Below are 25,435 nucleotides of genomic sequence, written 5' to 3' on the forward strand. Positions count from 1 at the left end.
TTTATCAGTTTTATATTAAAACTGTATAGTGAAGTAATTCGCTAGCAATCATTAATGAGCTAAAGACTTCGGTCTTAATCATAACTTTTATTGAGAGTTTGATCCTGGCTCAGGACGAACGCTGGCGGCGTGCCTAATACATGCAAGTCGAACGCTTCTTCGAAAGGTGCTTGCACCTTTCATATAAGAAGAGTGGCGGACGGGTGAGTAACACGTGGGTAACCTACCCTTCAGCGGGGGATAACACTTGGAAACAGGTGCTAATACCGCATAATTGGTTTTGCCGCATGGCAGAACTATGAAAGACGCTTTCGGGTGTCACTGAAGGATGGACCCGCGCCGCATTAGTTAGTTGGTGAGGTAATGGCTCACCAAGACGATGATGCGTAGCCGACCTGAGAGGGTGATCGGCCACACTGGGACTGAGACACGGCCCAGACTCCTACGGGAGGCAGCAGTAGGGAATCTTCGGCAATGGACGAAAGTCTGACCGAGCAACGCCGCGTGAGTGAAGAAGGTTTTCGGATCGTAAAACTCTGTTGTTAGAGAAGAACAAGTGGGAGAGTAACTGTTCCCACCTTGACGGTATCTAACCAGAAAGCCACGGCTAACTACGTGCCAGCAGCCGCGGTAATACGTAGGTGGCAAGCGTTGTCCGGATTTATTGGGCGTAAAGCGAGCGCAGGTGGTTCTTTAAGTCTGATGTGAAAGCCCCCGGCTCAACCGGGGAGGGTCATTGGAAACTGGAGAACTTGAGTGCAGAAGAGGAGAGTGGAATTCCATGTGTAGCGGTGAAATGCGTAGATATATGGAGGAACACCAGTGGCGAAGGCGACTCTCTGGTCTGTAACTGACACTGAGGCTCGAAAGCGTGGGGAGCAAACAGGATTAGATACCCTGGTAGTCCACGCCGTAAACGATGAGTGCTAAGTGTTGGAGGGTTTCCGCCCTTCAGTGCTGCAGTTAACGCATTAAGCACTCCGCCTGGGGAGTACGGTCGCAAGACTGAAACTCAAAGGAATTGACGGGGGCCCGCACAAGCGGTGGAGCATGTGGTTTAATTCGAAGCAACGCGAAGAACCTTACCAGGTCTTGACATCCTTTGACCACTCTAGAGATAGAGCTTTCCCTTCGGGGACAAAGTGACAGGTGGTGCATGGTTGTCGTCAGCTCGTGTCGTGAGATGTTGGGTTAAGTCCCGCAACGAGCGCAACCCCTATTGTTAGTTGCCATCATTAAGTTGGGCACTCTAGCGAGACTGCCGGTGATAAACCGGAGGAAGGTGGGGATGACGTCAAATCATCATGCCCCTTATGACCTGGGCTACACACGTGCTACAATGGATGGTACAACGAGTCGCAAGGTCGCGAGGCCAAGCTAATCTCTTAAAGCCATTCTCAGTTCGGATTGTAGGCTGCAACTCGCCTACATGAAGCCGGAATCGCTAGTAATCGCGGATCAGAACGCCGCGGTGAATACGTTCCCGGGCCTTGTACACACCGCCCGTCACACCACGAGAGTTTGTAACACCCGAAGTCGGTGAGGTAACCTTTTGGAGCCAGCCGCCTAAGGTGGGATAGATGATTGGGGTGAAGTCGTAACAAGGTAGCCGTATCGGAAGGTGCGGCTGGATCACCTCCTTTCTAAGGAATATAACGGAATCCTACAGGTAAGTCACTTTGTTCAGTTTTGAGAGGTCTACTCTCAAACTTATTGTTCATTGAAAACTGGATAGTTAAAGATATAATTAATCAAAACAAACCGAGAACACCGCGTTGATGATAAGTACATTAGTACTATTCATAGAGTTTTTAAACAAAGTTCAAAACGCTGTTTAAAGGATTGATGGAGCATGTATCGCTACATGTGGAAGTCAAAAATCTAACATTAATGTTAGTAAATTAGGTTAAGTTAATAAGGGCGCACGGTGGATGCCTTGGCACTAGAAGACGATGAAGGACGGGACTAACTCCGATATGCTTTGGGGAGCTGTAAGTAAGCTATGATCCAGAGATTTCCGAATGGGGAAACCCGGCAGCTGTCATAGGCTGTCATCATATACTGAATACATAGGTATATGAGGTGAGACGCAGAGAACTGAAACATCTAAGTACCTGCAGGAAGAGAAAGAAAATTCGATTACCTTAGTAGCGGCGAGCGAAACGGTAAGAGCCCAAACCAAGAAGCTTGCTTCTTGGGGTTGTAGGACTCAAATATGGTAGTTGTGATGGATAGTCGAATCGACCTGGAAAGGTCAGCCGTAGTGGGTAAAAGCCCCGTAGGCGAAATTGATCACACACCTATGAGTATCCTGAGTACGGCGGAACACGAGAAATTCCGTCGGAATCCGCGGGGACCATCCCGCAAGGCTAAATACTCTCTAGTGACCGATAGTGAACCAGTACCGTGAGGGAAAGGTGAAAAGCACCCCGGGAGGGGAGTGAAATAGATCCTGAAACCGTGTGCCTACAACAAGTCAAAGCCCGTTAATGGGTGATGGCGTGCCTTTTGTAGAATGAACCGGCGAGTTACGATAGCATGCGAGGTTAAGATGAAGAGTCGGAGCCGTAGCGAAAGCGAGTCTGAATAGGGCGCTTGAGTATGTTGTCGTAGACCCGAAACCATGTGATCTACCCATGGCCAGGTTGAAGGTGCGGTAAAACGCACTGGAGGACCGAACCCACGTACGTTGAAAAGTGCGGGGATGAGCTGTGGGTAGCGGAGAAATTCCAATCGAACTTGGAGATAGCTGGTTCTCTCCGAAATAGCTTTAGGGCTAGCCTCGGATTAAGAATGATGGAGGTAGAGCCACTGTTTGGACTAGGGGCCCATCTCGGGTTACCGAATTCAGATAAACTCCGAATGCCATCCATTCATATCCGGGAGTCAGACTGCGAGTGATAAGATCCGTAGTCGAAAGGGAAACAGCCCAGACCACCAGCTAAGGTCCCAAAATATATGTTAAGTGGAAAAGGATGTGGGGTTGCACAGACAACTAGGATGTTGGCTTAGAAGCAGCCACCATTTAAAGAGTGCGTAATAGCTCACTAGTCGAGTGACCCTGCGCCGAAAATGTACCGGGGCTAAACATATTACCGAAGCTGTGGAATGTACTTTTGTACATTGGTAGGAGAGCGTTCTAAGGGCGTTGAAGGTAGATCGTGAGGACTACTGGAGCGCTTAGAAGTGAGAATGCCGGTATGAGTAGCGAAAGACAGGTGAGAATCCTGTCCACCGTATGACTAAGGTTTCCTGGGGAAGGCTCGTCCTCCCAGGGTTAGTCGGGACCTAAGCCGAGGCCGATAGGCGTAGGCGATGGACAACAGGTTGATATTCCTGTACCAGTAGTATTTGTTTGACCAATGGAGGGACGCAGTAGGCTAAGAAATCCACACGACTGGAAGTGTGTGGCCAAGCAACAAGTCTTGATGTGAGTAAAATGCTTACGTCTTTAAGGACAAGTTGTGATGGGGAGGGAAATAAAGTACCGAAGTTTCTGATGTCACACTGCCAAGAAAAGCTTCTAGTTAGAATACAACTGCCCGTACCGCAAACCGACACAGGTAGTCGAGGCGAGTAGCCTAAGGTGAGCGAGCGAACTCTCGTTAAGGAACTCGGCAAAATGACCCCGTAACTTCGGGAGAAGGGGTGCTGGTCTCCGGACCAGCCGCAGTGAATAGGCCCAAGCGACTGTTTATCAAAAACACAGGTCTCTGCAAAATCGAAAGATGACGTATAGGGGCTGACGCCTGCCCGGTGCTGGAAGGTTAAGAGGATGGGTTAGCTTTATGCGAAGCTCAGAATTGAAGCCCCAGTAAACGGCGGCCGTAACTATAACGGTCCTAAGGTAGCGAAATTCCTTGTCGGGTAAGTTCCGACCCGCACGAAAGGCGTAACGATTTGGGCACTGTCTCAACGAGAGACTCGGTGAAATTTTAGTACCTGTGAAGATGCAGGTTACCCGCGACAGGACGGAAAGACCCCATGGAGCTTTACTGTAGTTTGATATTGAATGTTTGTGACACATGTACAGGATAGGTAGGAGCCGTAGAGCTCGGTACGCTAGTATCGAAGGAGGCGTTGGTGGGATACTACCCTTGTGTTATGACCATTCTAACCCGCGCCACTTATCGTGGCGGGAGACAGTGTCAGATGGGCAGTTTGACTGGGGCGGTCGCCTCCTAAAGAGTAACGGAGGCGCTCAAAGGTTCCCTCAGAATGGTTGGAAATCATTCGTAGAGTGCAAAGGCATAAGGGAGCTTGACTGCGAGACCTACAAGTCGAGCAGGGTCGAAAGACGGACTTAGTGATCCGGTGGTTCCGCATGGAAGGGCCATCGCTCAACGGATAAAAGCTACCCTGGGGATAACAGGCTTATCTCCCCCAAGAGTCCACATCGACGGGGAGGTTTGGCACCTCGATGTCGGCTCGTCGCATCCTGGGGCTGTAGTCGGTCCCAAGGGTTGGGCTGTTCGCCCATTAAAGCGGCACGCGAGCTGGGTTCAGAACGTCGTGAGACAGTTCGGTCCCTATCCGTCGCGGGCGTAGGAAATTTGAGAGGAGCTGTCCTTAGTACGAGAGGACCGGGATGGACACACCGCTGGTGTACCAGTTGTTCTGCCAAGGGCATTGCTGGGTAGCTACGTGTGGACGGGATAAACGCTGAAAGCATCTAAGCGTGAAGCCCCCCTCAAGATGAGATTTCCCATTTCTTCGGAAAGTAAGACCCCTGAGAGACGATCAGGTAGATAGGCTAGGAGTGGAAGTACAGTGATGTATGGAGCGGACTAGTACTAATCGGTCGAGGACTTAACCAAGAATTTAAACGTAGGATCAAGGAATGTTTTGATTAAGCTTTAACATCCAGTTTTGAGTGAGCAATTACTCAATTTAATAAATATCTAAGAGTGTGGTGATGATGGCAAGAAGGATACACCTGTTCCCATGCCGAACACAGAAGTTAAGCTTCTTAGCGCCGATGGTAGTTGGGGGTTTCCCCCTGTGAGAGTAGGACGTCGCCACGCTTAGATATTATTCCGGCATAGCTCAGTTGGTAGTAGCGCATGACTGTTAATCATGATGTCGTAGGTTCGAGTCCTACTGCCGGAGTAACTTTAAAATAGATTCAAGGAAAAATCAACCTGGAGAGTTGTCCGAGAGGCCGAAGGAGCACGCTTGGAAAGCGTGTAGGCGGGAAACTGTCTCAAGGGTTCGAATCCCTTACTCTCCGTTTTAAAGTAATAAGTGTCTTAAGGCCCGTTGGTCAAGCGGTTAAGACACCGCCCTTTCACGGCGGTATCACGGGTTCGATTCCCGTACGGGTCATTCAATATTAATTTTAATATTGATGAAAATTATAGTGGTTTGGTAGTTCAGCTGGTTAGAATGCCTGCCTGTCACGCAGGAGGTCGCGGGTTCGAGTCCCGTCCAGACCGCCATTTATATTAAATATGAATATTTATAATTTTCAAATTAGGCTTGATAGCTCAGTTGGTAGAGCACTTGATTGAAGCTCAAGGTGTCGGCAGTTCGATTCTGTCTCAAGCCACCATTTGGAGGAATAGCGAAGTGGCTAAACGCGACGGACTGTAAATCCGTTCCTTAGGGTTCAGTGGTTCGAATCCACTTTCCTCCATTACATGTTAGGGGTATAGTTTAGCGGTAGAACTACGGTCTCCAAAACCGTCAGCGTGGGTTCGATTCCTACTACCCCTGTTTTAAATATTAAATATGGCGGATGTGGTGAAGTGGTTAACACATCGGATTGTGGTTCCGACACGCGTGGGTTCGATTCCCATCATCCGCCCTTTTTTTTAATATTAAATATGGCGGATGTGGTGAAGTGGTTAACACATCGGATTGTGGTTCCGACACGCGTGGGTTCGATTCCCATCATCCGCCTATTTCATTTTGGGCTATCGCCAAGCGGTAAGGCAACAGACTTTGACTCTGTCATTCGTTGGTTCGAATCCAGCTAGCCCAGTTTTATATAAATATGGCGGTATAGCCAAGTGGTAAGGCAGAGGTCTGCAAAACCTTTATCATCGGTTCAAATCCGGTTACCGCCTTTTTTATTAATTAGCCGGTGTGGCGGAATTGGCAGACGCGCTGGACTCAAAATCCTGTGACCGCAAGGTCGTGCCGGTTCGACCCCGGCCACCGGTATAAAAGATACAACAACGTTTTCGGAATGTTGCTGTATCTTTTTTTTGTTTTTCATAATACATTGACTAATAGAAGTAGAGTTGCTAGTATTATATTACTAGGTAGTTTCTTGATGGATAGACAGTTTTGTGTTACCAGAATAGGAGGAGAGTTATCATGAGTAGTAAGCAATTAAATTTAACAATTTTAATTTATGTATCTGTTGTAATAGTTCTTTTATTTCTATCATATTTTTATAATAACTGGAAAATACTTATTAGTGGGACAGGTGTCTTTTCTATTTTGATGTACTATCTTTTCGTTAAGCTAAAAAAACCTGAAAGTAATTAAATTTAATGAACAAATTATTTTTTAATATAATTTAATGAATTGAAAAGAAGTGAGATAGGTTGAATATTTTAAATATTAATAATGTGACTAAAAATTATAAAGGTTCACCAATTTTAAATTCTGTAAATCTCACTATTAAAAAAGGGGATATCACATGGATACAAGTAGAAAATGCCATTAGTAAAACATTGATATCAATATTTTCAAACCAAGAATCTGTTACTAGCGGCGAAATAATAAATGAGTCTTCTAAAACAATTTATATCTATTCTGAAGATAAGTACTATGAAAAATTAAGTGTTAATTGTTTTATTAATTTTTGTGATGAAGTAAATATTGGAGCAAGTTTTAATAAAGAGAAATTATTTAATTTATTTTTTTTATCAGATGTGAGGTATGAAAGAATTAGCAAGCTTAATTTGGGACAAATAAGAAGAGTTCAATTACTAGCTTCATTTATTAGACATGGAGATTTGTTTCTTATACAGAATCCTTTACTAGATCTTACTGTAAATCAAGTTAAAATGTATCTAAATTGTTTAGAAATTTTATCTAGCTATGATATTTCGGTCATTATCTTTTTGCCTACAATAGAAATGTTAGAAGAATTTAAATGTGATAAATTATTACTGCTAAATGAGCAAAGGAAATTTATAGAAATAAAGCAGATACAAAATAAAAATGAGATTACTAAAATATTAAGTAAGAAAAATGGAGTCACTTATTTTATTAATCCGAGTGATATAAATTTCATTGAAGTAATAAATTCAATATGTTATATATATTTAGATGAATCAACATATGAGACAACATATTCAATTTCAGAACTTGAACAAAAACTAGAACATTTTGGTTTTTTTCGTAGTCACCGGTCTTATTTGATTAATTTTCAAAAAGTTATAGAAATGAGAAGTTATACAAAAAATAGTTCTACCTTAGTTTTATCTGACAAAAATAATTCTCAGGTTCCACTTTCAAAAAATAAAATGTCAGTCTTGAAAGAACAATTTAATTGGATATAGTATTTAGTAACATTAATTTAGAATTACTTTAAAAATGTGTTTGAGGCTTAACGTGAAAGTTATGCTTTGAACACATTTTTTATTTTTATGGTGTTAATAACAACATAAAAAATATGATAGAAATATAAAAAAGTATTTTTTGAGAAGTAGTCATCAGATACTGTTTGCTCACTTTTATTCGTATTAATGATCTTTGGAATTGCTAATATGTGAATTTTAATGCTCCTCTTACCTGTAATCTTCCTCTTTTCAAGTGAATAATATCTCTTCCTACGGTTAAATGGTGTACCAAAGGTTAATAAATCAGGTATATTTAAATTGTTAAATGAAAATGAAACGGAGGGAAAGAGTTGATGGATATAATTAAAGTGAAAAATTTATCTGTTAAGTACGGGAAATTTAAAGCATTAAAAAATATTTCATTAGAAATAAAGAGGGGAGAAATATTTGGCTTAATAGGTCCTTCAGGATCAGGAAAATCAACATTCTTAAATTCATTATCAGGATTAATTAATTCTTTTGAAGGTGAAATTCAAATTCTGGATGAATCAGTATTAGAATTAAGTGTAGCAACAAAAAAAAAATTGGTATTCAGAGTAGCTTTTCTGGTTTGTATGAAGATATTACGGTATTTCAAAATCTTATGATGTTTGGAGAGATTTATGGAGTGAAAAAAGAAAAAATTCTTAATTTAATGGATTCTGCTTCACTTTTACCTTATAAAAACAAAAAAATTGGAAGCTTATCAACAGGCATGAAGAAAAGGGTGACTTTTCTTAAATCTATAATTAATTCACCTGAGGTACTTTTTTTAGACGAGCCGACTAGCAGTCTAGATCCAATTACAGCAAAAACAATAGAAAAGATTATTCAAGATTTAAAAAATAAAGGAAGCACAATTATTTTAGCGACCCATAATATGTCTGCTGGATCATTTATTTGCGATCGAATTGGTATGTTAAATGAAGGGAGTTTAATTGAAGTGGGGACGCCCAATGAAATTTGCATTAAACATATGGAACAAAAGGAATATACTGTTACTTTACAAAAAAATGAACAGCTAATATTTAGACAAAATCAATCAGATTTATTAAATTTATGTAATTTAATAAAAGAAAATAAAATTTTAACGATACATTCAAATGAGCCAAATTTGGAATCTGTTTTTGTTAAATTAGTAAAAAAGAAGGAGAGACTTAATGAAATTTAAACTTAAGAAAATATGGGTATTAAGTAAATTAAAATTTGTTTTATTAATGAAAAACTTTCAAGCAATTATTGGTTCCGGAATGGCAATAATTGTAGTTATCACGTTAAAGTATTTGATGGAAGATTCACAAGCTGGAGCAGAAATAAATATTCCAGCTTTTGTATTGAATTTTGGTTTAACATTCAATTCAATTATGTCAGCCATAATGATTACTAGCCTTCCAATAACAGAAGATAAAGAAAAAAACACCTTAAGGTCATTAGTTTCATCAACTTATTCATCAACTGAATATATTATTAGCTCTATCCTTCCAGCGTTTATTATTATTTTCTTGGTCAATCAACTTATTATTCCGTTAAGTGGGGTAAACTTTACTTTCACTAGTTGGCTTCTATACACAGTTTTAGCATCTATAATGGCACTTACTAGCCTTGCAATTGGTAGTGCAGTTGGAATTATATCTAACAAAGTACAAGTTACTTCAATGATTACTGTGCCAATTATGCTTCCGTTAGTGATTATTCCATCGCTAAAAATGGTTAGTCCAGTGGTTAAGAAAGTTTCTCATTTTCTTTATTCTGGAATCATATCAGATAAAGTTGATAGATTAGTTAATAATTATTCCATCAGTTTTTCACTGTTAGATTGGACAGTTGTTTTGGGACAACTATTTTTATGCTTTGGCATTTTTTATGTAGTTTTTAGAAAGAAAGGAATTGAAATTACTAAATAATATTGGAGGCTTATATGGATATAGAAAAACTATCATCAGACAAAATTGGATTGATGAAAAATATAATAGAAATCCCCAACGTATTAGGCGAACCAAAATATAGAATATTTTCATCGATGCTTGGAGATATTAGTCAAATAAACTTGCTAAAAGATCACAATTTTGGGAAACCGATGGTTTTAGGCGGTGCTGGGGGAGATAAAAATGCTGAGATGGCAGTATTAAAAGCTAGTGTAGAAACATTGGAAAGATATTGTAACTGTTTTTATACAGAGTATTATTTGAAATAAGTTAAGTCGTATTAAGGTACACCAAAGTCTTTTAAATCAAAGGATATAGAGTAAAAGCGTTTTAAATAATAGCGATCAAAATCCTGTGACCGCAAGGTCGTGCCAGTTCGACCGACCCCGACCACCAATATAAAAGATACATCATTTTCGTTAAGCTAAAAAAACCTGAAAGTAATTAAATTTAATGAACAAATTATTTTTTAATATAATTTAATGAATGATGACTCACCAATGGTAAGAAATTTTTTCTTTTATTCATTATTCAGTAAAAAAAGTAGGTTACAATTTTATTTTATTTTGAATTAAACGAACGCTCATAGTTATTTAATTCGATAATTCTTTTTTTGAAGAGATAAGAATACAGAAAGCTATAAAAACGTTTTTAATTATTTTGTGATTAAGGCTTTACATTTTAATAGTCATGGGTTATACTAAGAGAGTAATATGTTTGATACAACATATAAGAGTTAACTTCTACATTAATTTGTACTGAAACACCTCTTTTGTAGCATCGACATTTATTGCAATATAAAGCGCTTTGCGCAAAAGGAGATTATACACATGGCTCAAGGAACAGTAAAATGGTTTAACGCAGACAAAGGTTTCGGTTTCATCACTCAAGAAGACGGTTCAGACGTGTTCGCACACTTCTCAGCTATCCAAGGTGAAGGATTCAAAACTTTAGAAGAAGGTCAAGCAGTGACTTTCGACGTAGAAGAAGGTCAACGTGGATTACAAGCGACTAACATCGTTAAAAACTAATCCCATTTATTGATTATTTAACAACTAGGCTTTGGCCTAGTTGTTTTTATTTTGATTGACTATATAAAAAGAAGCCTAGAACTTTTAAAAGTTCTAGGCTTCTTTTTAATTTAAAATTTTCGAACCTGAAAGATATAATTTATTAGTTCTGCTGTCCCCATAAAAATAAGTAGTCCACCAAAAATTCTTAATAAGAGAATAACACTTTTGAAGGGTTAAAGATTAAGATACATCCTGCTAATATCAAGATAATACTATAAGATATGATACTAATTCGATAGCGTGGGTTAACTTCTTTGACTGTAGAGCCACTCCCTAAATGTAATAAACCGTTTAGGACTGTCAATAGTCCCAAAACAATAGGTAAGAAACTAATCAGAGGTTTTGAAAAAACAAACGCGATAATTCCTAAAAGAAGGTACATACAGCCAGTAATGAAATCATAACTTACCCAGCTACTATGATGTTCTTTTAGCGCCTTTAAGATATTGAGAATAGCTAAGACTACTAAATAACCACTAACGATATAAACAAAACTTTTGATCACTAATTGTGGGTTAGCTAATAATAAAACACCTAAGCTAATAAAAAGTATGGTTCGTAGTATGGCAAAGCGTTTGAATTGATTTAAAACATTATTCATAAAAAATCTCCTAACTTTAGTATTTTACTTTATTTTATAGTAAAATGAAGTAGTTGGCTACTCTAAAGAAACTTAAAATTATAGAGTTAGGATAGAAATAAAAAATAAAGTACGTTGTAAGAGTATTTAAAGGAATATATAGAAAATGAGGGTTAAGCAATGAGTAAAAAACAAGCAATTGGTTTTATTGATTCTGGTGTAGGTGGATTAACTGTGGTTAAAGAAGCTTTGAAACAATTACCAAATGAAAAAGTAATTTATTTAGGGGACACGGCACGTTGTCCATATGGACCGCGACCTGTAGAACAAGTAATTGAATTTACTTGGCAAATGACCTCATTTTTATTAAAAAAGAATATTAAAATGTTAGTGATTGCCTGCAATACAGCGACAGCAGTTGCTCTTGAGGAAATAAAAAAAACAATTGATATTCCTGTTGTAGGTGTTATACTGCCTGGTAGCCGTGCGGCTTTAAAACAAACTAAAAATAATCATATTGGGATTATTGGTACAGAAGTGACGGTGAAAAGTCATGCTTATTCTGAGGCGCTACTCAAAAAGGCCTCTCACTTGAGAGTGGATGAATTAGCTTGTCCTAAATTTGTACCAATTGTTGAGAGTAAAAGATATCAATCTTCTTTAGCAAAGATGGTTGTGGCAGAGACTCTAAAACCATTAAAAAAAGAGCAAGTGGATACCTTAGTTTTAGGTTGTACTCATTATCCATTGTTAAAACCATTAATTCAAAATTATATGGGGGATAATGTACAATTGATTGATTCCGGAGCTGAGACAATTGGAGAAGTCAGCATGCTATTGGACTATTTTAATATTGCGGCGGAAGAAGATGAAATCAAACCGCAACATGATTTTTATGCGACAGGATCAGTTGAGATGTTCAAAGATATTAGTGAAGATTGGTTAGATTTATCTGGTATTACAGTTAGTAAGATTACATTAGATAATTAATTAAAAACTTAGAAGTTAAGACCATCAAAAGTAAGTTAGGAGAATTCTCTATGAGACATGATAAAAGAAAAGCGAATCAATTGAGAACAATAAACATTGAAACTAATGTATTAAAGCACCCGGAAGGTTCTGTAATGATTAGTTTTGGTGACACCAAGGTAATTTGTGCAGCAACCTTTGAAGATCGTGTTCCGCGTTTTTTAAAAGGTAAGGGGACAGGCTGGGTTACAGCCGAGTATAGTATGTTACCAAGAGCAACTAATACACGTAATATTCGTGAAAGTGCTAAAGGAAAATTAACAGGTAGAACAATGGAAATTCAACGTTTAATTGGTCGATCATTACGGACAGTTGTTGATTTAGAAGTTTTAGGAGAGCGTTCTTTGATTGTAGATTGTGATGTGATACAGGCAGATGGTGGCACACGAACAGCTAGCATCACAGGGGCTTTTGTTGCTTTAAAATTAGCAGTTGATAAGTTATTAACTGAAGGAAAGTTAACCGAAGATCCTATCAAAGAACATCTTGCTGCTGTTAGTGTGGGTGTGTTACCAACAAAAGAGGTTGTTTTAGATTTGGATTATGTAGAAGATTCAGCAGCAGCTGTTGATATGAACATTGTTATGACCGAATCAGGTGAATTTGTTGAATTACAAGGAACTGGCGAAGAGGCAACATTTAATGCTAAAGAACTAGCTGATATGTTAAGCTATGGACAAGCAGGGATTGAGACGCTAATTAAGCAACAAAAAGAGGCGCTAACTCAGGAAGCGAAATCAATTACAGTAGAAAGTAAAGAAGTTAAAAAAGAAGCACCTAAAACGATTGTGATTGCAACAAAAAATAAAGGAAAAGCGAAAGAGTTCGAAGCATTATTTGAAGCGAAAGGCTTTAAAATAAAAACCCTATTAGACTATCCTGATTTACCAGATGTTGAAGAAACTGGTAAGACGTTTGCTGAAAATGCTTGTTTGAAAGCAGAGACAATTGCTAATACGTTGGAGTGTTTAGTACTAGCAGATGATTCAGGACTAAAAGTAGATGCCTTAGATGGACGACCAGGTATTTATTCCGCGCGCTTTGCTGGGACCGATAAGAGTGATGCTGCCAACAATGCCAAACTGCTGCATGAATTAACAGGTATTCCTAAAGAAGAGCGTCAAGCTCAGTTTCATTGTACTTTAGCTGTAGCAGGACCTGGTAAAGAAACCTTAGTGGTTTCTGGTGAGATTGAAGGTGATATTTTAACAATTCCTCGTGGAGACGAAGGGTTTGGTTATGATCCGTTATTTTATGTTTCTAAGTTGGGCAAAGCAATGGCTGAATTAAGTGGCGATGAAAAAAATAAAATTAGTCACCGAGCAGTCGCTCTAAAAGAACTAGATCAATGCTTTTCTAATTGGTTAGAGGAGGTAAATTAAATGAAATATCTAGTGGTGAGTGATAATCATGGTGACCGTGATTGTTTAGTAGATTTAGCAGATTATTATCGTGGAAAAGTTGATTGTATGTTTCATTGTGGCGATTCGGAACTAGAACCGACTGATTCATTATGGGACGACTTTGTTGTAGTGACAGGAAATTGTGATTATGATGAGCGTTTCCTGAAAGAGCAGCTAGTTAAAACAGATGAAGATAGAATCTTAATGACTCATGGTCATTTGTATAATGTCAGACAGACCTTATCTAATCTGGTTTATCGTGCGCAAGAATTATCTGCTTCAATTGTCTTATTTGGTCACACACATGAGTTGGGGGTTGAAATGATTGAGGAAGTTTTAGTTCTCAACCCAGGTAGTATTTCACTGCCACGCGGTCAGTATATGATTAAAACCTATGCTATTATTGAAAATCTGGCTGATTCTTATCAAGTGAGCTATTATCGTGATAACCATGAAAAATTATCACACTTAACTGTCTCATGTACTAAGTAAATTATAAAGGAATGATTAAGTTAGAGGTTAAATACTTAAAATATTTTGAATTAAGAGTAGAATTACTGATTTTTACCAATATTTTAGGTAGAATTAGGGTGAGTCATAGGAAATTGGAGGAACTCTAAGATGATAAGTGATGCAGTAAAAAAATTGCTTTTAAAAAACGAAGATACTTTTTTAATTCCTGATGAAAAAGTTGCTCATGTCATGAATACTAATCCGCTTAATCACGCTTTACTAGTCCTGACTAAAGTTGGTTATACTAGAATCCCGGTTTTAAATATAGAGGGAAAAATAGTTGGTTTAATCGGATTGGCAGATATTGTACCAACAATGTTTGATTTAGCTGATATTCAACCCGATAATATAGCTGAATTATTAGTAGAAGACGTGATGGTTAAAGAGGTTAAAACTGTTTGTCAACCGTATGATATAGAATATATTTTACATTTATTGGTAGATGATCCTTTTCTTCCCGTAGTCGATTCTCATAACAAGTTTACAGGGATTGTCACGCGCAAAGAGATATTAAAAGCCGTCAATCAAATGGCACATACTATAGAGAACGACTATCAGATTATGCCGTTAGCTGCTATTAAAGTAGCTAGTCAATAAAAAACTTCACCTAATTAATTAGGTGAAGTTTTTTTATTTGCTAGTCATTGGTAATGGGGACTCTGGTAAGTCATAGCCAGCTTTAGTTAGGGCTGCTAAATAAGCAGTTAAAAAATCAGCTTGAATTCGTAGTTGTTCACCATTCAATGTATAGATTACTATTTTTATTGCTAAGTTCCCATTCCCTAAATCGACTAATCCTAAATTTTGAGGTCCTTTTTTTATTTCAGGATAGTTTGGCAGTAAGTGCTGATTAACTTGTTTAATTATAGCTGATATTTCTTGAATATCATGTTCTGGTTTAACCCGTAATTGAATAATTGCACGCATGTTTTCACGAGAAAGGTTACTAACAATTGTAATCTGCCCATTAGGGATATAATGAAGTGTACCATCAAAACCTTTGATCTGAGTTGTTCGTAAACCGATGGACTCAACTGTTCCTTCAATATCATCAATAATTACATGGTTTCCAATATCAATTTGACGTTCTAAAATAATAAAGAAGCCTGTTAAAATGTCACTAATAAAACTTTGCGCACCAAGACCAATCGCAATCCCAGCGATTCCTGCCCCAGCGATCAAAGAGCCAACAGGAACACCTAAAATAGTCAAAACCGTATATAAAATAACAAAATAAAGTGAATATTGAAAAGCATTATTTGCTAGTTTGTATAACGTATCAATACGACGCTCACTATAATGCTCTTTATTTTTATAATTATCAAATCCTCGTTTAATTAAAGTCGTCCCTAATCTTTTTATAATCATGATAATCACGAAGGCTAAAATTAAAACTAATCCTTTAGATAAAACTAATGAAATAATGCTGTCCCAGTCAATTGCTTGCCAAAATCGCATAAATGAATTGGCTTGTTTGGTAGCATCTTCTATAACCAGGTTATCTGATGTTGAGGTAACTGTAGCTAAATAAAACATATGACTCATCCTTTCTTTCTATAACTCACTGTTCTCTAGAGTTATTGTATCAAAGTTTTTAAAATTGTGAAAAGCATATCCTCATTTAGAACTTTTGATTGAGAAAATTAAGACAAGGTGTTATGCTTAATAATATTACAAGCTAATAAGAAAGAAGGGTTATGCTTATGACAGGTGGAGAAATCGCAGCGTTGATTGCTGCTATTGCGTTTGTTATCCTAGTTATTGTTATTGTTATTGGATGCATGATGGTAATTCCTAAAGTAGCTAAGACAATTCAATCTGCTAATGAAGCAGTGGTCAAAGTGACAGCACTGTTAGATGAAACAACATTGACAATTCAAGAAGTAACTAAAGATGTTAATGTCTTAACATATCAAGTTGAAGATTTGTTGAGTAAAAGTAATGATTTACTAGCAGATGTTAATCAAAAAGTTGAAACAATTGATCCATTATTTGAAGCAGTAGCAGATTTAAGCGAAAGTGTATCAGATTTGAATAATTCTAGCCGAAATGTTGCAAGTAAAGTTGGGGTTATTAGTAGCAATGCTGCAAAAGCTACAGCAGCAAGTAAATTAAGTAGAGTCGCAATGAAAATGGTTAAAAATAAAAAATAAAAACAGGAGGTACAACATTATGAGCAAGAAAACAGGCGGTTTTTTATTAGGAACAATTATTGGTGGAGCAGCAGCGGCAGCAGCGGCATTATTACTGGCGCCGAAAGCAGGGAAAGACCTTCGTCAAGATTTAGTTGAACGTACAGATGATTTCAAAAATCGTGCCTATGATTACAATGGTTCAGATTTGAAAGATAAAGCCTCAGGTTTCGCAACTGACGTTAAAGATAAAGCAGTACAAAAATCAGATGAAGCCTTATCTAGTTTAAAAAAACAAACAGCTGACTTATCAACTAAGTTAAAAAAATCAACTGAAAATTTAGTTGAAACTGGAGTGGACAAAGGGTTAGATACAGCGGCCAATGTATTAGAAGGCACTGAAGATATTATTTTAGATATGGCTGATATGGCTGAAGAAATCAAACAAAATAGTCATGAAATTCAAGAGCCAATTGAAGACTTATCAGATGAACCAATTGTAGATGATATAACAGATGTTGATGTCGACTCTTTAGAACAAGATATTCAAGAAGAATTAGAAGAAGCACTTGATCATGTAGTTGAAGAGACTGATGTGAAATAAATAAAAAAAGACAACTTGATTAGTAATTCAAGTTGTCTTTTTTTATTTTAAATTTTTTTAAACGGACATAATGAAAATCACTTATTATTTTCATGAAAATAATCGGTAAAACGCTTGCATTTATAAGGCTTCTTTGTTAATCTTAATATAAAGAAATGTAAACTACTTTTTCTGAAAATGAAATACATGTTTGCCAGTATTTGCTTAGCAAATCAGTTTAAAATAAAAGGAGATAATTAATATGGAAAAACAAACAATTACGATTTATGATGTTGCAAGAGAAGCAAATGTATCAATGGCTACTGTGTCACGTGTTGTCAATGGTAATCCTAATGTAAAACCAGCCACTCGCAAAAAAGTTTTAGAAGTAATCGATCGTCTGGACTATCGTCCAAATGCTGTCGCTCGTGGTCTAGCTAGTAAGAAAACAACAACGGTAGGAGTTATTATACCTGATGTGAGTAATATTTTCTTCTCATCATTAGCTCGTGGAATTGATGATGTGGCAACAATGTATAAATATAATATTATTTTAGCTAATTCAGACGGTAGTGATGATAAAGAAATTAATGTGTTAAATAATTTATTAGCAAAACAAGTAGATGGTGTTATTTTTATGGGGCATCATATTACTGAAGCTATTCGAGGTGAGTTTTCACGCTCAAAAACACCTGTTGTTTTAGCTGGGTCAATTGATCCAGATAATCAAGTAGGCTCAGTTAATATTGATTATCAAGCTGCAGCTAAAGAAGCAACGAATTTATTAGCTGAGAATGGTAATACAAAAATTGCTTTTATTAGTGGGTCATTACTAGATCCAATTAATGGAAAAGAGCGTTTGACAGGTTATAAAGAGGCTTTATCAACCAACAAACTAGATTATAATGAAGGCTTAGTTTTTGAAGCCGAGTATCAATATAAAATGGGTGAAAATTTAGCAGAACGTGTGATGAATAGTGGTGCGACAGCAGCTTACATTGTTGATGACGAATTGGCAATTGGTTTGACAAATGGGTTATTAGATCGTGGGATTAAAATTCCTGAAGAGTTTGAAATTATTACAACGAACAATACCTTGTTAACAGAAGTTGTCCGTCCAAAATTAACAAGTGTGACACAACCGTTATATGATATCGGGGCTGTCTCAATGCGCTTATTAACTAAAATGATGAATAAAGAAGATGTTGAAGAAAAAACAATCGTGTTGCCTCATGGAATTGTTGAAAGAGGGTCAACTAAATAAAAAAAAGCTGATAGACGTCTGTCTATCAGCTTTTTTTATTACCTGACTTCATTTAATAACTTAGCGTTTTTGTTTGGTATCAGAGGTTGGCAGGTTACCGTAAGATTCAGGTGTTTTCCAAATTTCACGATATTGCTCTTCTGTTGCACCAATTCCAAATTCAAATTTAGACTCTTCCGGCCCATTCTTAGCCCAAAGGGATGTTACTTTTTTACCAGGAACTTTTCGTTTGGTACCTTCAATGTCAACTGTTCCCATTTTTTGTCCTGTAAAACTTGAAACGTCTTCTTTTTTCACATCAGAATCCAGTTTGAATTTCTCATTAACTTTAAATATTTCTGGATAAGTACTATAGGCTGCCTCAGCAATCGAGGCCCACATTTCTTTGTTACGGTCATCCCAATTGTCATACATAGGTGTCCCATCATCATAGCCAATCCATGAGCTGAGGGTAATATTAGGTGTTGACGCAATAAACCAATAGTCCTTGGCTTCTTGAGATGTCCCCGTTTTACCAACCCAATCTGCTTTTCCGACTTGTTTATTGAGGTCAGTCAAATAGTCTTTGGCATGTTTACCCGTTCCAGAATTAACCACATCACGCATCATATCATTCATAACTGAGGCTGTTTCTGGAGAATAAACTTGGACAGGTTTGGCTTTGTGTTCATAAATGACTTTTCCGTCATGATCAGTAATTGACTCAATCACATAACCTTTATTAAATTCTCCTTTATTAGCAAGAGTCGCAAAGGCATTTGTTTGTTCAAAGACAGTTGGACCATCATCAGTTCCCCCAACGGGAATTGATTCATAGTTGAATTCTTTGGCTTTCATTTTCATGTCCATCTTGTCGTAATAGTCTTTTTTAGGATCAATTTCTTCAAGTAGTTTTTGATAAAGTTCTACAACAGGAACGTTGTCTGATTCTTTTAAGGCTTCACGAACTGTTTTAAAACCACTACTCTCTAAGCCGCCATAGTTTCTTAAGACATCACCTTCACGATAATCACGTGAGTAGTTAGATAGTTTTGATTCGCTACCAATCAAGCCAATATCAATCGCAGGAGCATAAGCTAAAAGAGGTTTAATGGTAGAGCCTGGTGAACGTCTGGTCTGAAAGGCATGGTTATTTTGATTAATATTGTAATCACGTCCACCAATGAAACCTAATACTCGTCCAGTAGAATTTTCCATAAGGACGCTGCCATTTTCAATCATTCGTTCGCGTCCATCATCTAGACGCCAGCCAACATTTTGTTCAGCAGCCTGCATTTCATTGTAAATATCTTTATCGATAGTTGTTTTTACTGTCAACCCATTTAAGCGTAATTCACGCTCAGTAATCTCACTATATTTATTATAAAGGCTGTTATTTTCGCTGATTTCTTTTTTAGACAAACCATCTTTTTCATAAAAATAAGGCATTAATAAATCAATTGTTTCTTGGTGAACAGTTTGATAAAGAAAATCATTTCTGATGTTTTCAACGGCTTCTGTTGTTTTGAAGTCTTGTGTTAAATCGTAATTGATCGCTTCTTCATATTTTTTCTTCTTGATGTATCCCTCGCGATACATATTGAAGAGTACTTGATTTTTTCTCTTTAAGCCTAAACTTTGATCTTCTTTAATTTCCCCAGTGTTAGTATAGGGGCTGTAAATGATAGGACTTTGAGGTAAACCTGCAATAAATGCTGCTTGAGGTAAAGTTAAATCGGATGCCGTAGTATTGAAAATACCTTGAGCGGCTTCCTCAACTCCAGCAATATTTTGTCCTTTATTGTTTCGACCAAAAGGGGAGACATTTAGATAAGCTGAAATAATTTCATCTTTTGAGAAAAATTTTTCTAATCGTAAAGCTAATAATATTTCATTTGCTTTTCGCTTAAACGTTGTTTCACTAGTTAAAACTTGTTGTTTAACTAATTGTTGCGTAATAGTTGAGCCACCAGAGGCGCCGCCTAAACCTGTTGCATCAGCAATTAGGGCACGAGCAACAGCTTTTGGAACGACTCCGTTATGTTTTTTGAAGTTTTCATCTTCTGTTGAGATTAGAGCTTTTTTTACTAAGGGCGACATCTTATCACTAGCAATACTGGTTCTTAAAATATCTGAGCGTATCTCAGCAATATTATCACCATTGTTGAAGGTGATATTAGAAATTAGAGAAACGTCATGTATTTTGTCGCTCAACTCTGCTTTATTCGGGACAGGGGTATCAGATACTAAGAAGGCAAAGTAACCTAAACCCATTCCGACTCCTAGGGAACCGAGTAACATTAAAACGACAATGAAAAAATAAAAAAGCGATTTAATGACGCTAAAACTTGTATTAAAAGCAAAGATGCCTTTAGTGGTAAGTTCTTGGTGATTATTTTTTTCTGTTTTTGTATCAGGTTCTTTATTTTTATTAAATAATTTCAATCAAAATTCACCTCAAATTATTGGTATTATATCGGTTAATTATAGCAAAGAAAGAGAAAACTGCCTAGTAGTCCTGCTGTGAAAGATTAAGTTTAGACATTCTTTAATAAAATTAAGCATTTCCAACTTAAAATAGAGCGGAAAATAAAGAGTTTGGAGCAATAAGGTTGCTGTCACGATGAAAACAGCTTACAATTTAAAGAGTCTATAAGTGAACAAGTCGTTCTAGTCCATCGAGACGACTTCTTTTCAAATAAGATAATGACAGAAAAGCAGTTATATATATTAGGAGGAAATAAAGATGTTAATAGGATCACATGTTAGTATGAGTGGTAAAAAAATGTTGTTGGGTGCTGCAACTGAAGCTGCGAATTATGAAGCGAGTACCTTAATGATTTATACCGGAGCACCACAAAATACGCGACGTAAAAAAGTTGAAGAAATGAACATTCCTGCAGGACAAGCGTATATGATAGAGCATGGCATTAGTGATATGGTTGTTCACGCTCCTTATATTATTAATTTAGGAAATACTATTAAAACTGAGAACTTTCCATTTGCAACGCAATTTTTAAGAGAGGAAATTGCACGAGCTGAAGCCTTAGGTGCAACTCAAATCACAATGCATCCAGGTGCTCATGTCGGAGCTGGCGCAGAAGCGGGTATCGCTCAAATCGTGAAGGGATTAAATGAAGTTTTAACAGAAGAGCAAATCCCTCAAATTGCTTTAGAAACAATGGCTGGAAAAGGAACAGAAATTGGTAGAACGTTTGAAGAGCTGGCAGCAATTATTGAAGGGGTAACATTGAAAGATAAATTATCAGTGACACTTGATACATGTCATATTCATGATGCTGGCTATGACTTAAATGATTTTGATGGGGTACTGGAAGAGTTCGATCGTGTGATTGGTTTAGATAGATTAAAAGTGATTCATGTTAATGATTCTAAAAATCCTCGTGGGGCTCATAAAGATCGCCATGCTAATATAGGATTTGGTGAAATTGGGTTTGAGGCATTAAATAAAGTCGTCCATCATCCAGCTTTGAAGGAACTTCCTAAGATTCTGGAAACACCTTATGTTGGTGAAGATAAAAAAACAGCAAAAGCGCCCTATAAACATGAGATTGCGATGTTAAAATCAGGTACTTTTAATGAAAACTTATTAGAAGAAATTGCTAACAGTTAAGAAATTCAAGAGATTATCAGAAATCCCGAGATTTCAATTAAATATCTAGCAAAATATGCTTTTTTAACTTTCCATTTTCAAATTTTTTTAGTACAATTGATTAGTATGATTACTAGTTAAGAGGAAGGAGAGATGAATGATGAGCACTGGATTAGTAGTTTTATTCGTAATTATTGCCTTGATTTTAGGAGCAGTAGGCGGATTCTTCCTTGCACGTAAATATATGGAAGATTATTTGAAAAAAAACCCACCAATTAATGAGGATATGTTACGTATGATGATGATGCAAATGGGTCAAAAACCTTCTGAGAAAAAAATCCGTCAAATGGTTCAAAATATGAAGGCCCAAGCTGGAAAACCAGATAAGAAATAACAACTATCAGAATCAATCAAAAACGAGTAGCTTAAGGCTACTTGTTTTTTCTTTTATAGAAACAGATAAAGTTAGTAAGGTTTAGAGCTCAATCATGCAAGATTGAGCTTTATTTGTTATGATTAATCTGTGGTATATAAAGCGTTATCAGGAGGCGTATGATGATGAAAGATTATCAAGAAATTTTAGATTTTTGGTTTAAAGAAGCCACACCAGAACAGTGGTTTAAACAAGATGATACATTTGATACTATTATTGCTAACAGATATGCTGAAACGCATCGTAAGGTTGTTCAAGGTGAGTATGCACATTGGCGCAATACTATTCAAGGGCGTCTAGCAGAAATTATCGTGATTGATCAGTTTTCTCGTAATTTATATCGTCACGATCCTAAAGCGTATCGTTATGATGAGATGGCTTTAGTTCTAACTCAAGAAGCTCTGAAAGTTCTAGATATACACAATTTGTCAAAGGTTGAATGCTCATTTTTGTACATGCCGTTAATGCATTCAGAATCCTTAGTTATCCATGAAGAGGCTCTTAGTTTGTTTGAAAAATTAGGTTTAGAAACTAATTACGAGTTTGAAAAACAACACCAACAAATCATTGCGCGTTTCGGTCGTTATCCTCATCGGAATAAAGTATTAGGTCGTCAATCAACGGCTGAAGAGATTGCTTTTTTAAAAGAACCAAACTCATCTTTTTAAACAAAATAAAAAACTGCTAAACAAGTAATATCTTAGCAGTTTTTTATTTTGTTTATGTAAATGTGTTTTTATTACGCCAAACACCAGAGCGCCAGCGATAGATCATCAACATGCTCCGTAAAATTTCATCAATTGCATATGCTAACCAAACACCTACTAAACCTAATTGCAGGTAAATTGCCAATCCATAAGAAAATGGGAGACTAATGACCCATAACACAATCAAACTGCAAATAAGAGGGTATTTAACATCACCTGAGGCGTTCAAAGCGCTAACCATCACCATATTAATAGCACGTGCAGATTCTAAGAAAATATCTACAATAAAGACGACTTTGGCAATTTCGATTACCTCGCGATTAGTTGTGAAGATACTCATGATTGGTTCGATAAATATCAAAGTTAAGGTACTAATGATGACAGTAAAGCAAACCGCAATGACAATGGTTCTAATGCCACGATTGTACGCACGGTCATACTCTTTAGCACCAACATTTCGCCCAACCATTATTTGGTTTCCTTGCGCCAGAGAGGCAGCTACCAAATAGACAAATTGAGTGATAGCTGTAACATAAGATTTAGCGATTAGAACACTTTGTCCAAGAGAGGCGACAATCATTGTTACTACAACTTGTGAGGCTTGGTAGGACAATGATTCTCCAGAAGATGGCAAACCTAAAGTTAAAATTTGTTTTAAACTAGTACTAGAAAATCGCTTGAAAGATAGTTTTAAAATATTAAAATCTAGGTAGTGATAGAGTAGACGGCTTGCAATAATTAAGCCAAGCGAGTTCCCAATCACGCTAGCCATCGCCAAGCCATTAACACCAAGGTTTGGCAAACCAAAAGGACTATATAAAGCGAAATAATTGCCAATAACTGCTGTGATACTAGCTACCATAGGAATCATTAGTGCCGGACGTGTCAGACCATGACTTCTAAGGACTGCAATAATACTAGCAGTAATAGATGAGATGAACAAACTTCCACCATAAATTTGGATATATCCTTTCCCGATGGTTACAAGTGTGTCATCTAGGTTCATAAAACGTAATAATTGTGTTGGGAAAAATATAAAGGTCAAACTGAGGGTCAAGCCAATAAAGACCGCACCAAAAATAGCCGTTGTAATAATTTTTGGTATCTTATCTTTTTGTTTGGCACCAATTAGTTGGGCAATAATAATTTGCGTTCCAACTGTAATAAAACCGTAAATAAAAACAGATAGGTTGAGTAATTGATTGGCGGCTCCTACAGAAGCAACTGCCGGTTCAGAATAATTTGAAATCATAAAGACATTGATATTTCCAATAATCACTCTTAGAAATAATTCTACAAAAATGGGCCAGCTTAAGAAAAATAGCTCACGATCAGATAATGTAACTTTAGGTGAAAAACGCATAGAAAACCTCCTTATATATTTTTGTAAAAATAACGTTAATTATAGCATAAGAACTATGATAAACCTATTACTAAATTAAGTAAGAACCTACTAGAAACAGGTAGCTATGTTGTAGAGAACCGTTTAGAAGCCTCAGGTGATCGGTTATAAATACAAGACGATGAGTTGACGAATCATTTAATAGAAAAGCTTAAACAGAACGGTGGACAATTCATTAGGGAAAAGGTAAAGTAATAATAGATATTTAATAGAAAGAGGTTGTGAAATCATGCGTGATGTAATTATTATTGGAGCAGGACCGGGAGGTATGACAGCGGCGCTGTATGCTTCTAGAGCTGACCTATCTGTATTAGTGTTAGAAGGGGGCTTACCCGGAGGTCAAATGAACAATACGGCTGAAATTGAAAACTATCCAGGTGTTGGTATCATGCAGGGACCAGATTTGGCAGCAAAAATGTTAGAAGATTCGAGTAATTTTGGCGCGGAACATGCCTATGGCTTTGTTACAGGGATTGAAGATCACGGAGACTACAAAACAGTTTTAACAGATGATGGCAATTATGATGCGAAAGCTGTGATTATTGCAGTCGGCTCAGAGCATCGTAAAGTAGGTGTTCCAGGTGAGGAACAATACAGCGGACGTGGTGTTTCTTACTGTGCCGTTTGTGATGGTCCGTTTTTCCGTAATAAACACCTAGTTGTGATTGGTGGCGGAGATTCTGCAGTTGAAGAAGGTAGTTATTTAACCCAGGTTGCTGAAAAAGTGACCGTTATTCACCGCCGTGATAAATTAAGAGCGCAAAAAATATTGCAAGATCGTGCCTTTAAAAATGAAAAAATGTCATTTATTTGGAATAAAACAGTGAAAGAAATTGTCGGAGATGATAACAAGGTGACCGGATTACAGTTAGTAGATACGGTAACAGGAGAGGAATCAAGTATTGAGGCAGATGGTGTTTTCATTTATGTTGGCTTAGATCCTTTAAGTGCTCCTTTTAAAAATTTGACTATCACAGATGAAGAAGGTTGGATTGTCACAGATGAAACCATGGCAACCAAAGTTCCTGGTATTTTTGCGATTGGTGATGTTCGTGCAACAGTCTTAAGACAAGTGGCAACGGCAGTTGGTGATGGAAGTATAGCTGGACAAGAAGCGTATAAATATATCGAAGCACTAAAAGATTAATAAAAGAAAGTAAAAAAATAGGAAGAGAAATCTTCCTATTTTTTTTTATTTGACATACAATAGAAACGATTAAGTCAAAGAGAGTACGTTTGAAAG

At 37.1% G+C, this 25,435-nt stretch carries 22 protein-coding genes, 12 tRNA genes and 3 rRNA genes; 33 read left to right on the forward strand and 4 right to left on the reverse strand.

Annotated elements, in window-relative coordinates; translation table 11 throughout:
* Positions 1 to 86 precede the first annotated feature (86 nt).
* The 22 genes from OL234_RS03715 to OL234_RS03820 all read left to right on the forward strand — a co-directional run bounded on the left by OL234_RS03715 (position 87) and on the right by OL234_RS03820 (position 10,512).
* Positions 87 to 1,643, forward strand: a 16S ribosomal RNA gene (locus OL234_RS03715).
* Positions 1,644 to 1,904: 261 nt separating this feature from the next.
* Positions 1,905 to 4,817: ribosomal RNA gene (locus OL234_RS03720) — 23S ribosomal RNA — on the forward strand.
* 91 nt (positions 4,818 to 4,908) lie between these two features.
* Positions 4,909 to 5,024: ribosomal RNA gene (gene rrf / locus OL234_RS03725) — 5S ribosomal RNA — on the forward strand.
* The 16S, 23S and 5S rRNA genes sit together here with 12 tRNA genes alongside, the layout of an rRNA operon.
* Before the next feature lie 11 nt (positions 5,025 to 5,035).
* Positions 5,036 to 5,109, forward strand: a tRNA-Asn gene (locus OL234_RS03730).
* Between the two features lie 34 nt (positions 5,110 to 5,143).
* Positions 5,144 to 5,230, forward strand: a tRNA-Ser gene (locus tag OL234_RS03735).
* Between the two features lie 23 nt (positions 5,231 to 5,253).
* Positions 5,254 to 5,325: transfer RNA gene (locus tag OL234_RS03740), tRNA-Glu, on the forward strand.
* Positions 5,326 to 5,361: 36 nt separating this feature from the next.
* A tRNA-Asp gene (locus OL234_RS03745) sits at positions 5,362 to 5,438 on the forward strand.
* 37 nt (positions 5,439 to 5,475) lie between these two features.
* Positions 5,476 to 5,551 (forward strand) — tRNA-Phe (locus OL234_RS03750).
* 3 nt (positions 5,552 to 5,554) lie between these two features.
* A tRNA-Tyr gene (locus tag OL234_RS03755) sits at positions 5,555 to 5,635 on the forward strand.
* Between the two features lie 9 nt (positions 5,636 to 5,644).
* Positions 5,645 to 5,715 (forward strand) — tRNA-Trp (locus tag OL234_RS03760).
* 18 nt (positions 5,716 to 5,733) lie between these two features.
* Positions 5,734 to 5,806 (forward strand) — tRNA-His (locus OL234_RS03765).
* A gap of 22 nt (positions 5,807 to 5,828) precedes the next feature.
* A tRNA-His gene (locus tag OL234_RS03770) sits at positions 5,829 to 5,901 on the forward strand.
* A 10-nt stretch (positions 5,902 to 5,911) separates the two neighbouring features.
* Positions 5,912 to 5,983 (forward strand) — tRNA-Gln (locus OL234_RS03775).
* Positions 5,984 to 5,997: 14 nt separating this feature from the next.
* Positions 5,998 to 6,068: transfer RNA gene (locus OL234_RS03780), tRNA-Cys, on the forward strand.
* A gap of 13 nt (positions 6,069 to 6,081) precedes the next feature.
* Positions 6,082 to 6,165: transfer RNA gene (locus OL234_RS03785), tRNA-Leu, on the forward strand.
* 156 nt (positions 6,166 to 6,321) lie between these two features.
* On the forward strand, positions 6,322 to 6,495 hold the full coding sequence (locus tag OL234_RS03790) for a hypothetical protein (protein ID WP_275469828.1): 174 nt from the start codon (positions 6,322 to 6,324) through the stop codon (positions 6,493 to 6,495).
* Between the two features lie 59 nt (positions 6,496 to 6,554).
* Complete coding sequence (locus OL234_RS03795; RefSeq protein WP_275469829.1) at positions 6,555 to 7,517, forward strand: LytTR family transcriptional regulator DNA-binding domain-containing protein; 963 nt, start codon at positions 6,555 to 6,557, stop codon at positions 7,515 to 7,517.
* A gap of 353 nt (positions 7,518 to 7,870) precedes the next feature.
* Entirely contained in the window at positions 7,871 to 8,164 is a 294-nt protein-coding gene (locus OL234_RS11035; protein ID WP_275469830.1) for an ATP-binding cassette domain-containing protein, read from the forward strand.
* A complete protein-coding gene (locus OL234_RS03805; protein WP_275469831.1) occupies positions 8,128 to 8,727 on the forward strand; it encodes an ATP-binding cassette domain-containing protein in 600 nt (199 codons plus the stop codon). The genes OL234_RS11035 and OL234_RS03805 overlap by 37 nt, the downstream gene beginning before the upstream one ends.
* Positions 8,717 to 9,460: an ABC transporter permease gene (locus tag OL234_RS03810; protein WP_275469832.1), complete on the forward strand. Its 744-nt coding sequence runs from the start codon at positions 8,717 to 8,719 to the stop codon at positions 9,458 to 9,460. The genes OL234_RS03805 and OL234_RS03810 overlap by 11 nt, the downstream gene beginning before the upstream one ends.
* A 14-nt stretch (positions 9,461 to 9,474) precedes the next feature.
* The gene (locus OL234_RS03815) at positions 9,475 to 9,750 is read left to right on the forward strand and encodes a hypothetical protein (protein WP_275469833.1); all 276 of its coding nucleotides are present in this window, start codon (positions 9,475 to 9,477) and stop codon (positions 9,748 to 9,750) included.
* A 561-nt stretch (positions 9,751 to 10,311) separates the two neighbouring features.
* The gene (locus tag OL234_RS03820; protein ID WP_275469834.1) at positions 10,312 to 10,512 is read left to right on the forward strand and encodes a cold-shock protein; all 201 of its coding nucleotides are present in this window, start codon (positions 10,312 to 10,314) and stop codon (positions 10,510 to 10,512) included.
* Between the two features lie 187 nt (positions 10,513 to 10,699).
* Here the strand turns inward: OL234_RS03820 and OL234_RS03825 are convergent, their stop codons facing one another.
* Positions 10,700 to 11,155, reverse strand: coding sequence for a DUF308 domain-containing protein (locus OL234_RS03825; RefSeq protein ID WP_275469835.1), 456 nt, complete (start codon positions 11,153 to 11,155; stop codon positions 10,700 to 10,702).
* Between the two features lie 159 nt (positions 11,156 to 11,314).
* On the opposite strand from OL234_RS03825, the gene racE reads away from it, so the two are divergent.
* The 4 genes from racE (at position 11,315) to cbpB (ending at position 14,676) form a co-directional block, all read left to right on the forward strand.
* Positions 11,315 to 12,124 carry a glutamate racemase gene (gene racE / locus OL234_RS03830; RefSeq protein ID WP_275469836.1) on the forward strand — a complete coding sequence of 270 codons (810 nt, stop codon included), beginning with the start codon at positions 11,315 to 11,317 and terminating at the stop codon, positions 12,122 to 12,124.
* 50 nt (positions 12,125 to 12,174) lie between these two features.
* Entirely contained in the window at positions 12,175 to 13,545 is a 1,371-nt protein-coding gene (gene rph / locus OL234_RS03835; RefSeq protein ID WP_275469837.1) for a ribonuclease PH, read from the forward strand.
* On the forward strand, positions 13,546 to 14,058 hold the full coding sequence (locus OL234_RS03840) for a metallophosphoesterase (protein WP_275469838.1): 513 nt from the start codon (positions 13,546 to 13,548) through the stop codon (positions 14,056 to 14,058).
* 129 nt (positions 14,059 to 14,187) lie between these two features.
* A complete protein-coding gene (cbpB, locus tag OL234_RS03845) occupies positions 14,188 to 14,676 on the forward strand; it encodes a cyclic-di-AMP-binding protein CbpB (RefSeq protein WP_275469839.1) in 489 nt (162 codons plus the stop codon).
* 33 nt (positions 14,677 to 14,709) lie between these two features.
* Here the strand turns inward: cbpB and OL234_RS03850 are convergent, their stop codons facing one another.
* The gene (locus tag OL234_RS03850) at positions 14,710 to 15,615 is read right to left on the reverse strand and encodes a mechanosensitive ion channel family protein (protein ID WP_275469840.1); all 906 of its coding nucleotides are present in this window, start codon (positions 15,613 to 15,615) and stop codon (positions 14,710 to 14,712) included.
* Between the two features lie 167 nt (positions 15,616 to 15,782).
* On the opposite strand from OL234_RS03850, the gene OL234_RS03855 reads away from it, so the two are divergent.
* The 3 genes from OL234_RS03855 (at position 15,783) to ccpA (ending at position 18,058) form a co-directional block, all read left to right on the forward strand.
* Positions 15,783 to 16,232: a DUF948 domain-containing protein gene (locus tag OL234_RS03855; RefSeq protein ID WP_275469841.1), complete on the forward strand. Its 450-nt coding sequence runs from the start codon at positions 15,783 to 15,785 to the stop codon at positions 16,230 to 16,232.
* A 19-nt stretch (positions 16,233 to 16,251) separates the two neighbouring features.
* Complete coding sequence (locus OL234_RS03860; RefSeq protein WP_275469842.1) at positions 16,252 to 16,815, forward strand: YtxH domain-containing protein; 564 nt, start codon at positions 16,252 to 16,254, stop codon at positions 16,813 to 16,815.
* A 241-nt stretch (positions 16,816 to 17,056) separates the two neighbouring features.
* Entirely contained in the window at positions 17,057 to 18,058 is a 1,002-nt protein-coding gene (gene ccpA, locus OL234_RS03865; protein ID WP_275469843.1) for a catabolite control protein A, read from the forward strand.
* 60 nt (positions 18,059 to 18,118) lie between these two features.
* Here the strand turns inward: ccpA and OL234_RS03870 are convergent, their stop codons facing one another.
* On the reverse strand, positions 18,119 to 20,482 hold the full coding sequence (locus OL234_RS03870) for a transglycosylase domain-containing protein (RefSeq protein WP_275469844.1): 2,364 nt from the start codon (positions 20,480 to 20,482) through the stop codon (positions 18,119 to 18,121).
* A gap of 301 nt (positions 20,483 to 20,783) precedes the next feature.
* On the opposite strand from OL234_RS03870, the gene OL234_RS03875 reads away from it, so the two are divergent.
* The 3 genes from OL234_RS03875 to OL234_RS03885 all read left to right on the forward strand — a co-directional run bounded on the left by OL234_RS03875 (position 20,784) and on the right by OL234_RS03885 (position 22,751).
* Positions 20,784 to 21,671 (forward strand): deoxyribonuclease IV, encoded by an 888-nt coding sequence (locus tag OL234_RS03875; RefSeq protein WP_275469845.1) that lies wholly within the window; start codon positions 20,784 to 20,786, stop codon positions 21,669 to 21,671.
* A gap of 136 nt (positions 21,672 to 21,807) precedes the next feature.
* Positions 21,808 to 22,044 carry a YneF family protein gene (locus OL234_RS03880; protein ID WP_275469846.1) on the forward strand — a complete coding sequence of 79 codons (237 nt, stop codon included), beginning with the start codon at positions 21,808 to 21,810 and terminating at the stop codon, positions 22,042 to 22,044.
* A gap of 161 nt (positions 22,045 to 22,205) precedes the next feature.
* Positions 22,206 to 22,751, forward strand: coding sequence for a DUF924 family protein (locus OL234_RS03885; RefSeq protein ID WP_275469847.1), 546 nt, complete (start codon positions 22,206 to 22,208; stop codon positions 22,749 to 22,751).
* A gap of 52 nt (positions 22,752 to 22,803) precedes the next feature.
* Here the strand turns inward: OL234_RS03885 and OL234_RS03890 are convergent, their stop codons facing one another.
* Positions 22,804 to 24,153 (reverse strand): MATE family efflux transporter, encoded by a 1,350-nt coding sequence (locus tag OL234_RS03890; RefSeq protein ID WP_275469848.1) that lies wholly within the window; start codon positions 24,151 to 24,153, stop codon positions 22,804 to 22,806.
* Positions 24,154 to 24,421: 268 nt separating this feature from the next.
* On the opposite strand from OL234_RS03890, the gene trxB reads away from it, so the two are divergent.
* A complete protein-coding gene (gene trxB / locus OL234_RS03895; RefSeq protein ID WP_275469849.1) occupies positions 24,422 to 25,339 on the forward strand; it encodes a thioredoxin-disulfide reductase in 918 nt (305 codons plus the stop codon).
* The last annotated feature ends 96 nt before the right edge of the window (positions 25,340 to 25,435 follow it).

It is taken from the genome of Vagococcus intermedius, from assembly GCF_029144185.1.
GTDB classification, from domain to species: domain Bacteria; phylum Bacillota; class Bacilli; order Lactobacillales; family Vagococcaceae; genus Vagococcus_D; species Vagococcus_D intermedius.

Coding starts and splice junctions, on each gene's coding strand:
- OL234_RS03790 (WP_275469828.1), top strand. CDS start 6,322: ATGAGTAGTAAGCAATTAAATTTAACAATTTTAATTTATGTATCTGTT.
- OL234_RS11035 (WP_275469830.1), top strand. CDS start 7,871: ATGGATATAATTAAAGTGAAAAATTTATCTGTTAAGTACGGGAAATTT.
- OL234_RS03810 (WP_275469832.1), top strand. CDS start 8,717: ATGAAATTTAAACTTAAGAAAATATGGGTATTAAGTAAATTAAAATTT.
- OL234_RS03815 (WP_275469833.1), top strand. CDS start 9,475: ATGGATATAGAAAAACTATCATCAGACAAAATTGGATTGATGAAAAAT.
- OL234_RS03820 (WP_275469834.1), top strand. CDS start 10,312: ATGGCTCAAGGAACAGTAAAATGGTTTAACGCAGACAAAGGTTTCGGT.
- OL234_RS03825 (WP_275469835.1), bottom strand. CDS start 11,155: ATGAATAATGTTTTAAATCAATTCAAACGCTTTGCCATACTACGAACC.
- racE (WP_275469836.1), top strand. CDS start 11,315: ATGAGTAAAAAACAAGCAATTGGTTTTATTGATTCTGGTGTAGGTGGA.
- rph (WP_275469837.1), top strand. CDS start 12,175: ATGAGACATGATAAAAGAAAAGCGAATCAATTGAGAACAATAAACATT.
- OL234_RS03840 (WP_275469838.1), top strand. CDS start 13,546: ATGAAATATCTAGTGGTGAGTGATAATCATGGTGACCGTGATTGTTTA.
- cbpB (WP_275469839.1), top strand. CDS start 14,188: ATGATAAGTGATGCAGTAAAAAAATTGCTTTTAAAAAACGAAGATACT.
- OL234_RS03850 (WP_275469840.1), bottom strand. CDS start 15,615: ATGTTTTATTTAGCTACAGTTACCTCAACATCAGATAACCTGGTTATA.
- OL234_RS03855 (WP_275469841.1), top strand. CDS start 15,783: ATGACAGGTGGAGAAATCGCAGCGTTGATTGCTGCTATTGCGTTTGTT.
- OL234_RS03860 (WP_275469842.1), top strand. CDS start 16,252: ATGAGCAAGAAAACAGGCGGTTTTTTATTAGGAACAATTATTGGTGGA.
- ccpA (WP_275469843.1), top strand. CDS start 17,057: ATGGAAAAACAAACAATTACGATTTATGATGTTGCAAGAGAAGCAAAT.
- OL234_RS03875 (WP_275469845.1), top strand. CDS start 20,784: ATGTTAATAGGATCACATGTTAGTATGAGTGGTAAAAAAATGTTGTTG.
- OL234_RS03880 (WP_275469846.1), top strand. CDS start 21,808: ATGATGAGCACTGGATTAGTAGTTTTATTCGTAATTATTGCCTTGATT.
- OL234_RS03885 (WP_275469847.1), top strand. CDS start 22,206: ATGATGAAAGATTATCAAGAAATTTTAGATTTTTGGTTTAAAGAAGCC.
- OL234_RS03890 (WP_275469848.1), bottom strand. CDS start 24,153: ATGCGTTTTTCACCTAAAGTTACATTATCTGATCGTGAGCTATTTTTC.
- trxB (WP_275469849.1), top strand. CDS start 24,422: ATGCGTGATGTAATTATTATTGGAGCAGGACCGGGAGGTATGACAGCG.